Source organism: Brucella sp. MAB-22 (assembly GCF_025908475.1).
In the GTDB taxonomy this organism is placed as follows: Bacteria; Pseudomonadota; Alphaproteobacteria; order Rhizobiales; family Rhizobiaceae; genus Brucella; species Brucella anthropi.
Window position 1 is genome coordinate 1,190,970 of the sequence record NZ_CP109782.1, and the last position, 12,547, is coordinate 1,203,516.

The window sequence follows — 12,547 nt, forward strand, 5'->3', positions numbered from 1 at the left end:
ATAGGATCTGCGAGCCTCAATGTCCAGTTTCACGCACGCGAAGCTCTTTCAATAATGACCGCGACTATTGCGATATTTTAACGCGGGGCCTATCAAAAGCTGGCGAAGAACCAAGCTGGAGAATGGTGATGAGTGAGGTCTGGCCGACTGAATTGCGTGTTTCACACGACCGCAAACTGCTGACTGTGGCGTTCGATGATGGCCAGAAATTCGAGCTGACCGCCGAGTTGCTGCGTGTCCTGTCGCCCTCGGCAGAAGTGCAGGGTCATTCGCCGGCACAGCGCATCACGGTTGGTGGCAAGCAGACCGTCGAAATCATGAAGATGGAGCCGGTCGGCAATTACGCCGTCCGCATAACGTTTGACGACATGCACGATACCGGCCTGTTTTCGTGGACCTATCTCCACAAGCTCGGCACCGAGAAGGACACGTTATGGCAAACTTATCTCGATGAGCTTGCCGAAAAAGGCCTGAAACGGGATCGTTGATCCCGCCTGCCGGTCAGTCTTTCTCCAGCATTTCGGATATGCGCCGCATCACATCGCCCATCGCGTTGCATTGCGCGTTCGTCGATTGCGCCATGACGCGGTCAATCAGGTCGGTATAGGTCGTCAGCGCATGTCCCAGAAGCTTTTCGCCCTTGGCAGTTAGCGTCAGTCGTATCACACGCTTGTCTGCCGGGTCGCCCTCGCGCACCAGCAAGCCGCGCTTTTCTAGCTTCGGCAGCAACATGGTGATGTTCGAACGTCCGACGAGAATGCGGCGCGCAAGATCATGCTGGGATTCGCCGGGGTGGCGATAAACATTCATCAGCACATCGAGATCGGCGATCTTGAGATCGAAGGTCGCCAGCCCCTGGGCGAGGGCGCGTTCCACCGCTTTGCCGGCACGCGCAACGGCAATCCAGTTCTTGAAGCGCGGATTGTCCCACGGCAGTTTTTGAGTCTTGTCTTGCATTTTGTTCATTCTTGTACAATTATTTGTTCAGGATTGAACATAATTGAGGCCCTGTCATGACATCGATTTCTTTGCAGGTTACGCGATTCGGTCTGGGTGTGCTTGGCCGCATTGATACCGACAAGGCAGGTCGCGCCGCGTTCAGGATTTTCTGTCGAACGCCGAGCCGCAAGCCGAAGACCAAGGCCTATGCCGCACGGCTTGAACAGGCGAGCAACGAACTCAGTCAGGCAAAGCGGCTCGATCTGATTATCGATCGCGGACTTATCGCAACCTATTTGTTCGAACCCGATGTTTATGTGGGAAGAACGTCGCTTGTCGTTCATGGCTGGGGATCGCGCACAGCGGATATGATAGCGATCATTCGCGAGCTTGTTGCGCGTGGGGAACGAGTTGTCTCCATCGACCTGCCGGGGCATGGCGCATCGGCAGGCCGCACCCTCAACCTGGTACAGGCAATCGCCGCCGTTGATGTTGCGTGGCGCCAGTATGGACCGTTCGATGCGATGATCGGTCACTCATTCGGCGGTGCGGTCATTGTCAATGCCGCAGCGGGTTCTCTCGGGTGCTACCAGTCACATCGCCCGGCAAAGCTGGTGACAATTGCTTCCCCGCACTCCATGGCAGGCGTCTTTGACGGTTTCGGCAAAGTGCTTGGGCTTGGTCGTGACGTGCGCAACGCAATGAAGGAGCAAGTCCGTCATCTCGCAGCGCGCCCGATCACGGATTTCGATACCGACGTTCATCTGCGCCGCATGACAATTCCGACGCTGGTCATCCACGCGCATGACGATAAGGAAGTTCCCGCCATCTGCGCGGAAATGGCCGGCAAGGCAGGCTCTCATGTCAGGGTGCACTGGGCGGATGGCCTTGGGCATCGCCGCATCATTGCGAGTGCTGAAGTGGCGTCCCTGGTAGCGGATTATCTTGATGACGGTCCGCGATTAAGGCTGGTTGCCTGATGATGTTTCGGTGAGAACAAGTTTCTCCCAACCTGCCATGGCGCCCAGTGCCGTTGCGGTGAGATCTTGCCGCGTTCCGCCATCGCGTGCGAGAATGGACATGCCGTTCTGGACTGTCGCGTAAAAGGTCGCAACCGCTTCGCAATTGACGGATGCGGGAATATTGCCGTCACGAATGCCGCGTTCGAGCCGCTTTTTCAGGATTTCGATATTGGTCTGGCGGTGATTGCGCAGCACGTCGCAGACTTTGTCGCTTGAATGCGTCCGATGAAGCGCATCCAGAGCAATCATGCAGCCCCGCGGCACGGATTCCTCGCAATAGGCATCTATCGTGGCAAGCAGAAAACGCTCGAAAGCCGCGCGAACATCCGGCGTTTCATCCAGTGTCGACCAGATTTCAATGCCCACTTCACCGGCATAAAGGGTGAGGGCTTCGAGATAGAGTTCTTCCTTGCTTCCGAATGCCGCATAGAGGCTTGGCGCATTGATGCCCATAGCCGTCGTCAGATCGGCCAGCGACGATCCGTCGAAGCCTTTTTCCCAAAATATCAACATTGCAGCACGAAGCGCTGTTTCGCGGTCGAAGCTGCGGGGCCGTCCTTTTTCTGCCACGTGCGAACCTTTCTGTATCGATCATTAAATAAATCGCTTGACGGTTCTGTGCAAGCCTGTCAGCAATTATGTATCAATCGATACAGAAAGGAAATGGTATGTCAGCCGAAGCTTTGAACGGAAAGGTTGCCTTCATCACCGGCGGAAGTCGCGGCATCGGTGCAGCGATTGCACGACGGCTCGCGAAAGATGGCGCGGCAGTTGTCGTCACTTATGTGAACGGCAAGGAAAAAGCTGAAGCTGTGGTTTCCGAAATCGTAGCCAATGGTGGCAAGGCTCTGGCGCTGAAGGCCGACAATCGCGACGCGAGCCAGATTGCGGCGGCAATCGAGAAAGCGGTCAAGGATTTCGGTCGTCTGGATATACTGGTCAACAGTGCTGGCATCTGGCATGCGGCCCCGCTGGAAGAGGTCACACTTGCCGACTTCGATGAGGTTATGGCTGTGAACTTCCGGGCTGTCTTTGCCGCCGTTTCAGCGGCCACACCACACCTCGGTGCTGGTGGACGCGTCATAACCATCGGCTCAAACCTCGCCGAAAGCGTGCCGTGGCCGGGCATCAGCCTATATGCGGCAAGCAAGGCGGCGCTGATCGGTTTGACGAAAGGTCTGGCGCGCGACCTTGGTCCAAAGGGCGTCACGGTCAACGTCGTTCAGCCTGGCTCCACCGATACGGATATGAATCCGGCGGCTGGAGAACATGCCGAACAGCAGCGGGAGCTTATCGCAACCGGCAGTTTCGGTTCGCCTGACGATATTGCAAGTCTGGTGGCATGGCTTGCCAGCCCCGAAGGGCGTTTCGTGTCTGGAGCTACGCTCACGATCGATGGCGGCACAAATGCCTGAAACAAAAGGGGCGGCTTGCGCCGCCCTTTTTTGCTTAGAGCTCTGATATGATTGAATCAGATTTGTGTTCTAAGCGTTTGTTTCGTCGCATTATCCTACGCAAAACCGCTTCGCACTTTTGCTGGAAATGCTTTAACCCAGATTGAGTTCCTTGAAGAAGTCATTGCCCTTGTCATCGATGACGATGAAGGCCGGGAAATCTTCCACTTCGATACGCCAGATCGCTTCCATGCCGAGTTCCGGATATTCGACAACCTCGACCTTCTTGATGCAATCCTGGGCCAGACGGGCAGCCGGGCCACCGATGGAGCCCAGATAGAACCCACGGTGCTGGCCGCAGGCTTCGCGCACCTGACGCGAACGGTTGCCCTTGGCGAGCATCACCATCGAGCCGCCAAAGGACTGGAACTGGTCCACATAGGAATCCATACGGCCTGCCGTGGTTGGCCCGAACGAGCCGGAAGCATAACCGGCAGGCGTCTTGGCCGGGCCAGCATAATAGATCGGGTGGTTCTTGAAATAATCCGGCATGGCTTCGCCGTTTTCAAGCCGCTCGCGAATTTTGGCATGGGCCAGATCGCGCGCCACGATGATTGGACCGGAGAGCGACAGGCGCGTCTTGACCGGGTGTTTCGACAATTCCTTGAGAATGTCCTGCATCGGCTGGTTGAGGTCAATCTTGACCACATGCGACGACAGTTTTTCCTCGTCGATATCCGGCATGTACTTGGCCGGGTTGGTTTCCAGCTTTTCCAGAAAGATGCCGTCCTTGGTGATCTTGCCCTTGGCCTGACGGTCGGCGGAGCAGGAAACACCAATGCCGATCGGCAACGAGGCGCCGTGGCGCGGCAGGCGAATGACACGGACGTCATGGCAGAAATATTTGCCGCCGAACTGAGCGCCGACGCCGAGAGACTGCGTCAGCTTATGGATTTCAGCTTCCATTTCGAGGTCGCGGAAAGCATGTCCGGTTTCGGAACCTTCGGTCGGCAAGCTGTCCAGATAGCGCGTTGAGGCAAGCTTGACCGTCTTGAGGTTCATCTCAGCCGAAGTGCCCCCGATGACAATTGCCAGATGGTAAGGCGGGCAGGCGGCTGTTCCCAGGCTCAGGATCTTGTCCTTGAGGAAGTCGATCATGCGGTCATGCGTCAGGAGCGACGGCGTTCCCTGATAGAGGAATGTCTTGTTCGCCGAACCGCCGCCCTTGGCAACGAAAAGGAACTTGTAGGCGTCTTCGCCTTCTTCATAGATATCGATCTGGGCAGGCAGATTGTTCTTGGTGTTCTTTTCCTCGAACATCGAAAGAGGCGCCAGCTGCGAATAACGCAGGTTCTTCTTGTTGTAGGCGTCGAGCACACCAGCGCCAAGCGCATCGGCATCACCGCCTTCGGTCCAGACACGACGGCCCTTCTTGCCCATGATGATGGCCGTGCCGGTATCCTGACACATGGGAAGCACGCCGCCTGCTGCGATATTGGCGTTCTTCAGAAGATCGTAGGCGACAAAACGGTCGTTATCCGTTGCTTCCGGGTCTTCGAGAATATGGGCAAGCTGCTGCAGATGGCCGGGGCGCAGCAGATGGTTGATATCGGCAAAAGCTGCTTCCGAAAGCAGACGAAGCCCTTCCGGATCGACAGTCAGGACTTCCTGTCCCTTGAACGTATCGACAGAGACATGATCGGAAGTCAGCTTGCGGTAAGGGGTGTCGTCTTCACCAAGAGGAAAAAGATCGGCGGCGCTTGCTTCTGCCATCGCGGTACCTCGCTTGCTTGCCAGCTGCGCCAGCCGGAGGTCGTCATCGTTTCCGGCTCGCGCGATATGTGTTGATCGAAGTTCCGAAGAAGAGCTTCGGAACCATAGTCTGTGGGGCTTTTAGCGCGATGCGGAGTGGATGCCACTGCGTCACTTTGTTCATTAAGGCATTCCGGGTTTGTCTTCCGAGAAGAAGCCTCAAACAATTGTGATGAACGCAAAACAGAAAATTGCTTCAGGAAACAATAGCGTTAAAAGTTTCTATACGAGATTGGTAAATTCTACGGGTGAGATTCGGACGGATTCGCTTTTGAGCGAACGCATTAACTTTGGCGGTTTGAAATGCAGTTTTCCAGACACTCGCAGATGGATGAAAAGAGCAGCGCCGCACGCGGACAAAATATCCGCCGCGCAGCCGCGATAGCTCTGGCAGCTTCGGTGTTTCTCCCCACGGCACAGGCTCAAGCCGCAAATTCGCTGATGGAACTTTTCCAACAACGTCGCCAGCAGCAGGTGCAGCCAGCCCAGCCTGTTCAGCCGCAAGTCACTCCTCGCGCACCTGTAGCACCGAAGGCCGTTTCTGCTCCTCGTGCCGCTGTGCGCAGCCTTCCGCCAGTCCAGCGCGTGACCGTCAAAGGGCCGCAGATTTACGACTACAAGCCGGATACTCTGGTCAATATCGATTTCAGCGCGCTCGATATGCAGGTAACTGCAGCAACCGAACCAGTGACCGTCGATCCGCTGACATCGGGCATGTCGCCGATCCGTCCGCAGATTCGCGAAGAAACGCCGGGGCAGCGTGCCTTCGATGCAGCGACGAATTATCTGAAATCCGTGAATGTCAAAGCCGAGAAAGAGATCGCTCAGGCGATCGTCGACTATTATTCAAGTCAGCGCTCTTTCATGTGGTCGGCCGACGATAAAGTGCTCGACCGCGCCAAGAATGTTGCGGCTTTCTTTGCCCGTGTGGACGAAGATGGGCTCAACCCGGATGAATATGCAGTCACGATCCCCGCTGACAATTTCGATGGCGCTGCTGAATCTGAGCGCCAGCAGAAACTCGCAGAATTTGAAATTCGCATGTCTGCCCGCGCGCTGCGCTATGCCATCGATGCGGGTGAGGGACGTGTAATCGCGGACCGCCTCAGCGGTTTCCACGATCTGCCGCGCAACCGCGTCGATCCGAAGGCCGTTCTCGAAAAGCTGGCATCGGAAAGCGATCCGGCTGCCTATCTGCATGGTTTCCAACCGAGCAATCAGCAATATGCGGCGTTGAAGCGTGAGCTTGCGAATACCGAGCCGCCATCTGCCGAGCCAATCCGCATCTCGCTGAATGGCATCATCAAGCCGGGCGATACCAATGACCAGCTCAGCAAGGTGGTTGCGCTGATTTCGAGACATGCGCCTGCTGGCTATCTGGCACAGCACAAGCAAGTGCTGGACACGCATGCGCGCGGCGACGTCTATGATCCGGAACTGGTTTCTGCAATCAAGGATTATCAGAAGCTTTCGGGCAGCACGCCGGACGGCGTCATCGGTCGCAATACGCTTTCCGCACTTCAAGGAGAGCAATCTTCCATCAAACGCGACCGTATCCTTTATTCCATGGAGCGCCTGCGCTGGCTGCCGCATGATTTCGGCACGCGTTACGTGATGGTCAATCAGCCGGCTTACCGTGCCGAATATTTCGAGGACGGAAAAGAGAAGCTGGCCATGAATGTGGTTATCGGCTCTCCAACCCATCAGACCTACTTCTTCTACAACAAGGTCCAGACGGTCGTTTTCAATCCGTCATGGGGCGTGCCGCGCTCCATCATCCTGAACGAGATGCTACCCAAGGTCATGCGTGATACGAGCTATCTCGACCGCAATGGTTACGAGGTCTATGCAGGCGGCAAGAAGGTTTCCGCCAGCGCCGTCAACTGGAGTGCAGTTGCCGCGGGCAAAGCCCATGTCGGTATTCGCCAGAAGCCGAGCCTCGACAATGCGCTGGGCGAACTCAAAATTCTGTTCCCGAATGCGCATGATATCTACATGCACGACACTCCGGCCAAATCCTATTTCAGCCGCGATATGCGTGCCCTGAGCCATGGCTGCATTCGTCTGGAACGCCCACGTGACATGGCGGCGGCGGTTCTGGGGACATCGGTGACGGATCTGGAAAAATATTTCGGCAAGAATGAGCGCGGCATCAAGGTCAAGGAACCTGTGCCTGTCTTCATTTCCTATTTCACCGCATGGCCGGAAGCGGATGGAAAAATCCATTATTACGGCGATGTTTACGACCGTGATTCCGGATTGCAGAAAGCATTCGACAAGACGGCAGGTTCGCGCCTCGCAGCGCTCTGAAATCCCTCCCGTATCAAAACAGAACGGTAATCATCGATGGGTGATTGCCGTTTTTCTTTGCGATCAGAAGCTGTTGGGGAGAAGATCGAAATCTCTTTGGAAACAGGCTTGCGAGACGCTTGACTTATGCAGCCGCTGGCCAGTATATCCGCACCACCTTGATCGAGCTTGGCTCATCGGGCGTGTAGCTCAGCGGGAGAGCACTCCCTTCACACGGGAGGGGTCACAGGTTCAATCCCTGTCACGCCCACCATTCACTTCATTGAAATTAAAGAAAAATCCCGATCCATCAAATTTTCCAACTCGGCAATGGTTGGAAATCGATGTCGCCTGATTTTATCAAAGTACCAATGGCACAAAAAAGAAGATGCCGAGGCAGCGGTTCTGAGGTAATGCTCCTCGCGATTGATAGCTGTATGGAAATATTCAGAAGATGGAATGGATTCCGATATTCTTCGTGGTGTTCAAGGTTCTCGTGTTAGGCGCGGCCATGTTCTTCGCCATCAAGTGGCATTACGACGAAGATAAAAAGAAAAAGAATAACGAAATGAACGAGTCGTAAGAGCCCACCTCATCACGTACAGCCACCGCACTTATTGCCTAAACAAAAACCCGCCGAAGCGGGGTAGTGACTGCTGACCCTGCGTCAGCAGCATTGGATCGGTTTTCTTCGGCGCCTCGATAACGACGTGTCTACGCCAAAACCAGTTGTGAAGGCGAATATCAGTTCCAGAACAGATAACGATCCTGCCAGACAACTCGGCACTGAGTTTCTATTTCGGCAGTGGATCGATGTGGGAATTCGTCGTGTAGTCGTTCGGCAATCGGATTTAGCGAAAGGGTCTTGGGTATAATCAATTCGGCCCGGTCGGCCTGGGCGCTAATAGCATTCAGCAACAGAGCGTCTTCTGATCTCATCATAGAGTATCCTTATGGTGATGGGCATAAGCCAGTCTTGAAAAATGCAAAGCAGGAAATGTTCGCAAAGGAATTGGCTGAAGGTCTGACAGCAGACGGGCATATCAGCGAGCCGGATTTGAGCCTAATCTTGGCAATAAAATGCGTCTGAAAGCAAATGAAAACATTTTGAAGCGAATTGATGAAATACGCGCCAGGGTGACTGAAAAAGCCGAGTGGAAGGCCGTGGCAGGCTGCGCATGCTCGCTGACATTGCCGAAAAAGCGAAGACGGAAGCTCCACGCATCACCGTATCTGCAATCGCGGAAGCGAACAAAATGCAGGGCAATCAACCGAAGTAGGTCAGGCTGTTATTGGATTCGACTGTCGAAGTGGGCCAGTCGCCACGCCCACTCTTTCTGTGGGAAATTTCAGGGACGTTCATATCTCCAAAGCATGATGCACGCCGCAATTACCACCGCAGACGTCAGCACGCCTATGACAATAGAGAATAGAACCATTGCATTACCCCTGCTGCCTTCGTTTTCTTTATTGGGTCAGAGAATGACCGAGGAAATTCACTTCGTCAGGTCGACAATGACGAATCAACATTCCATGCATTTGAATTGACGAGTCGCGGTTTATGGCTTTCCAGCGTGAACTGGAAAACACGCGCAATTATCCGCCTCGCGACGTATATTTCTTGTTGCTGTTATAAAACTTTCACCGTTGCCGGATAGGCGAGGGCGTCCGCTCGTTACGCGGATTGGAAGGGCATAAGGGGCTGAATAAAATTATCGCTGATATGGTGGATTCGTTGCGTGGAGCGGCGATGAAAGGAATTACTTTATTTTTGTTCTGAATATTTTTGTATTTATAAAATATATATTAAGTAACTTTTATATCACATATAAATAATTCACAAAACTTACATTGAATAAACATTGATCAAGTTATTGTGAATAAATATAGCGGTGGCGTCTAACTCATCTACTGGAGACGCATTTATGAATATCAGAAAAGTTCTTCTCGGTTCAGCAGCATCGCTCGTAGCGATTTCTGGCGCGCAAGCAGCCGATGCGATCGTGGCACCTGAGCCGGAAGCAGTCGAATATGTCCGTGTATGCGATGCATATGGTGCTGGCTATTTCTACATTCCGGGGACGGAAACCTGCCTTCGCATTCATGGTTATGTTCGCTACGACGCAAGCGGTGGCGACAACAATTATGCTCGTACCCCCGCACAGCTGGAGCGCGACACCTGGAACAAGCTGGCCCGCGTCAGCCTTCGTTTCTCGACCGCTTCCGAAACAGAACTCGGCACGCTCAAGACCTATAGCGAACTGCGTTACGACTGGAACGGCGACGGCAACGGCAAAGCCAACAATTACAATGGCGGCTCCACCAGCACCTCGCTGCGTTACGCCTATATCCAGCTTGGCGGTCTGCGTATTGGTCTGGATGAATCGGCTTTCGTCACCTTCACCGGTTACCTCGGCAACGTCATCAGCGACGACGTGATCCTCGCTGGCGGCTACCGCACCAACCTTATCAGCTACACCTTCAAGGGCGGGAACGGTTTCTCGGCCATTGTCTCCTTTGAAGAAGGTGGCAACACCGACTCGAACGTAGACGTCACCATCAAGGATTACATGCCGCATGTGGTCGGTGGCCTGAAATACGAGCAGAGCTGGGGCAAGATCGCCGGTGTCGTCGCCTATGACGCCCGTAACGAGGAATGGGCCGGAAAGGTCCGCGGCGATGTTAACATCACCGATCAGTTCTCGGTCTGGCTGCAGGGCGCTTACAAGTCCAACGACGATCATTACGGCACGTCGGGCGGTTATCGCGTCCGTATCATCGACTCGTTCTACGGTACCTGGGGCGGTGACTGGGCAGTCTGGGGCGGCGCGGCCTACAAGGCAACCAGCAAGGCCACTTTCAACGTACAGGCCGCTTATGACGACAGCGAAACCTTCGCTGCAACGGCAAACGTTGCCTACCAGCTCGTTCCTGGCTTCACCATCACGCCTGAAGTTTCCTACACCAAGTGGCAGGACAAGAACACGAGCATGGACGGCAAAGACGCCTGGCAGGGCAAGATCCGCTTCCAGCGCTCGTTCTGATATTCTGGCTGATACGCTGGCTAATAGTGCCCGCTTCGGCACACGCATTGTCGTAGAACTATGATGACCTCCAGTCCATGTTTCTAGCGACAGAGGCGGCGGCCCATTCGGTCGCCGCTTTTTTTGTTTTATAGTGAAATACCTGTTTCACCCTCTGGCTTCCGCCTGACAAAAAACTGTTCGAACTCTGTCTGTCCGGACAAGCTTGGCTTGCTGTCGAGGTTCTCATCACTATCTATATCCCAAAAGGGAGCATAGATGACGGTGAGAATGATGAGCATGGATGCCTATAGTTCGATGACGGAAAAGAAGCCTTTTTCGGTTCCTGCCAATGAAGTCGAGCGACTTGAAAGCGTCCGTAGCCTTGTTTCCGTGTCCAGCCTTGGACTGCCTGAACTGGATACCCTTGTATCGCTTGTGAAAGACGTTTTTGACGTCAGCACGTCTGCTCTCAACATCATCGACGAGGACTGGCAGCGTGTTGCTGCCAATGCTGGCGAAAAGGTCAGCAGTTGTCCCCGCGAGTTGACTGCCTGCACCTTCGTGGTGGAAAGCGGTGAGCTATTCGTGATTGAGGATATGGTCGAGAACGACCTCTTTTGCAGCATGCCTTATGTGACCGGCGAACCGCGTTTCCGCTTTTATGCTGGTGCACCGGTGTCTGTCGATGCCGGATTGACGGTCGGCTCCCTGTGCATTGTCGATAGCAGGCCGCGAAAGATTTCCGATACGGAACGTGCCAAGCTTGAGGATTTTGCCCGCATTGCGAGTGGATTGCTGCGGTTGCAAAAGACCAACAAATTCCTCACTGACGATTCCACCGCTCTCAAGCGCCTCGCACTGACCGACCGCCTGACCAAACTTTATAATCGCGGGGCTCTCACCGAACTTGCCATTCCGATGATCGAAAAAGCCTTGCAGCAGGGCAAGCCGATTGGTGCGCTGCTAATTGATCTCGATCGGTTCAAGGCGGTCAACGACACCTACGGTCACCTGATGGGCGACGCGCTTCTGATCGAAGCTGCTCAACGTTTGCGTTCCGCCTTAAGGGAAACAGATATTCCGGTGCGTGTGGGAGGTGACGAGTTCGCCGTCATTCTTCCTGATGAAGATTGCATGGAAATCATCGAGACGGTGGCAGGAAGGGTGGTTGAGGCTTTTCGTGAACCTTTCCTCATCCACGGCGTCAATCTGGATGTTTCGGCAAGCGTCGGGGCAGTTCTCGCACCGCGCGACGGCACAACGCCGGACACGCTCGCCCGCAATGCGGACATTGCGCTCTATGAGGCAAAGGGCAAAGGTCGTAACTGCTATAGTATTTTCGGTGAAGCTGGAAACAAAGTATAATAAAAACAGTGTGATATGTATATTTTCGAGATTCTGCATTAACTAGATAGAAAAAGCCCGAACTGATCAGTCCGGGCTTCTATATTCTTACGTCCGGCTCTTAATCGAGTACGTAGCAGGCTTTAGCCTTACCGCGTGCGGGATCGCCGAAGGCGCGATTGTCACATTGGACGCCATTGCGGAAGACGCCTTCCGTGAACCGGCCATTTGCGCCGTAGCGGACGCGCTTGCGACCGTAAAAATCGCAGAACCCGCCTTCCTTCGCACAACGGCTCCAGTCGCGGTCGCGGTCATCATAGCGGTCATACGGATCATACCGATCCGGGCGTCCGGGGCGATCAGGGCGACCCGGACGGCCAGGCCTGTCTTCCCAGCGATCCTGAACCACGAAGGAGCAGCTTTTCTTTTTGCCCGGCGCCGGGTCACCGAAGACGCGGTTCGAACAGGTGACCTGTGGCCGATCAATGAAGCGCGACGTATTTTGTCCGCCGGTGCCATAGACCACTTCTGCCGGGTAGGGCAGCTGGCAGACTCCGTTCTCACTTGCGCAGCGCTGCAACTTGGCTGCGGACGCCGGCGTTACAAGGGGGGAGAGGACGGCCACCAGGCCGCCAAGGCATAGTGAAGCAACAGTCGTCTTGAGTGCAGGTGTCATGATGAGTCCCTCTGATATCGATGAAATATGCTTTAGTTCCGATAT

The 12,547-nt window shown here is 54.6% G+C and carries 10 protein-coding genes and 1 tRNA gene; 7 read left to right on the forward strand and 4 right to left on the reverse strand.

What is annotated here, in order from left to right; genetic code table 11:
- Positions 1 to 128: 128 nt before the first annotated feature.
- Positions 129 to 488, forward strand: coding sequence for a gamma-butyrobetaine hydroxylase-like domain-containing protein (locus tag OHI65_RS15330; RefSeq protein WP_036586786.1), 360 nt, complete (start codon positions 129 to 131; stop codon positions 486 to 488).
- Between the two features lie 13 nt (positions 489 to 501).
- Here OHI65_RS15330 and OHI65_RS15335 read toward each other — a convergent pair whose 3' ends face one another.
- A complete protein-coding gene (locus tag OHI65_RS15335) occupies positions 502 to 966 on the reverse strand; it encodes a MarR family winged helix-turn-helix transcriptional regulator (RefSeq protein ID WP_125300351.1) in 465 nt (154 codons plus the stop codon).
- 47 nt (positions 967 to 1,013) lie between these two features.
- On the opposite strand from OHI65_RS15335, the gene OHI65_RS15340 reads away from it, so the two are divergent.
- A complete protein-coding gene (locus OHI65_RS15340) occupies positions 1,014 to 1,919 on the forward strand; it encodes an alpha/beta fold hydrolase (protein WP_125300350.1) in 906 nt (301 codons plus the stop codon).
- Here the strand turns inward: OHI65_RS15340 and OHI65_RS15345 are convergent.
- Positions 1,902 to 2,531: a TetR/AcrR family transcriptional regulator gene (locus OHI65_RS15345; protein WP_043062078.1), complete on the reverse strand. Its 630-nt coding sequence runs from the start codon at positions 2,529 to 2,531 to the stop codon at positions 1,902 to 1,904. The genes OHI65_RS15340 and OHI65_RS15345 overlap by 18 nt on opposite strands.
- A 98-nt stretch (positions 2,532 to 2,629) precedes the next feature.
- On the opposite strand from OHI65_RS15345, the gene OHI65_RS15350 reads away from it, so the two are divergent.
- The gene (locus tag OHI65_RS15350) at positions 2,630 to 3,376 is read left to right on the forward strand and encodes an SDR family NAD(P)-dependent oxidoreductase (protein WP_036586781.1); all 747 of its coding nucleotides are present in this window, start codon (positions 2,630 to 2,632) and stop codon (positions 3,374 to 3,376) included.
- 132 nt (positions 3,377 to 3,508) lie between these two features.
- Here OHI65_RS15350 and OHI65_RS15355 read toward each other — a convergent pair whose 3' ends face one another.
- A complete protein-coding gene (locus OHI65_RS15355) occupies positions 3,509 to 5,128 on the reverse strand; it encodes a fumarate hydratase (RefSeq protein WP_012092106.1) in 1,620 nt (539 codons plus the stop codon).
- A gap of 366 nt (positions 5,129 to 5,494) precedes the next feature.
- On the opposite strand from OHI65_RS15355, the gene OHI65_RS15360 reads away from it, so the two are divergent.
- From OHI65_RS15360 to OHI65_RS15375, 4 genes are all read left to right on the forward strand, one after another.
- The gene (locus OHI65_RS15360; protein WP_413541936.1) at positions 5,495 to 7,477 is read left to right on the forward strand and encodes a L,D-transpeptidase family protein; all 1,983 of its coding nucleotides are present in this window, start codon (positions 5,495 to 5,497) and stop codon (positions 7,475 to 7,477) included.
- Positions 7,478 to 7,655: 178 nt separating this feature from the next.
- Positions 7,656 to 7,730: transfer RNA gene (locus tag OHI65_RS15365), tRNA-Val, on the forward strand.
- Positions 7,731 to 9,381: 1,651 nt separating this feature from the next.
- Positions 9,382 to 10,500 (forward strand): porin, encoded by a 1,119-nt coding sequence (locus OHI65_RS15370; RefSeq protein WP_036586779.1) that lies wholly within the window; start codon positions 9,382 to 9,384, stop codon positions 10,498 to 10,500.
- Between the two features lie 258 nt (positions 10,501 to 10,758).
- Positions 10,759 to 11,847: a sensor domain-containing diguanylate cyclase gene (locus tag OHI65_RS15375; RefSeq protein WP_012092102.1), complete on the forward strand. Its 1,089-nt coding sequence runs from the start codon at positions 10,759 to 10,761 to the stop codon at positions 11,845 to 11,847.
- A 100-nt stretch (positions 11,848 to 11,947) separates the two neighbouring features.
- Here OHI65_RS15375 and OHI65_RS15380 read toward each other — a convergent pair whose 3' ends face one another.
- Positions 11,948 to 12,502 (reverse strand): hypothetical protein, encoded by a 555-nt coding sequence (locus OHI65_RS15380; RefSeq protein ID WP_029376114.1) that lies wholly within the window; start codon positions 12,500 to 12,502, stop codon positions 11,948 to 11,950.
- Positions 12,503 to 12,547: the final 45 nt, after the last annotated feature.

Bases quoted from the DNA above. Each gene is read 5' to 3' on its own strand.
- OHI65_RS15330 (WP_036586786.1), top strand. From the start codon at position 129: ATGAGTGAGGTCTGGCCGACTGAATTGCGTGTTTCACACGACCGCAAA.
- OHI65_RS15335 (WP_125300351.1), bottom strand. From the start codon at position 966: ATGAACAAAATGCAAGACAAGACTCAAAAACTGCCGTGGGACAATCCG.
- OHI65_RS15340 (WP_125300350.1), top strand. From the start codon at position 1,014: ATGACATCGATTTCTTTGCAGGTTACGCGATTCGGTCTGGGTGTGCTT.
- OHI65_RS15350 (WP_036586781.1), top strand. From the start codon at position 2,630: ATGTCAGCCGAAGCTTTGAACGGAAAGGTTGCCTTCATCACCGGCGGA.
- OHI65_RS15355 (WP_012092106.1), bottom strand. From the start codon at position 5,128: ATGGCAGAAGCAAGCGCCGCCGATCTTTTTCCTCTTGGTGAAGACGAC.
- OHI65_RS15360 (WP_413541936.1), top strand. From the start codon at position 5,495: ATGGATGAAAAGAGCAGCGCCGCACGCGGACAAAATATCCGCCGCGCA.
- OHI65_RS15370 (WP_036586779.1), top strand. From the start codon at position 9,382: ATGAATATCAGAAAAGTTCTTCTCGGTTCAGCAGCATCGCTCGTAGCG.
- OHI65_RS15375 (WP_012092102.1), top strand. From the start codon at position 10,759: ATGACGGTGAGAATGATGAGCATGGATGCCTATAGTTCGATGACGGAA.
- OHI65_RS15380 (WP_029376114.1), bottom strand. From the start codon at position 12,502: ATGACACCTGCACTCAAGACGACTGTTGCTTCACTATGCCTTGGCGGC.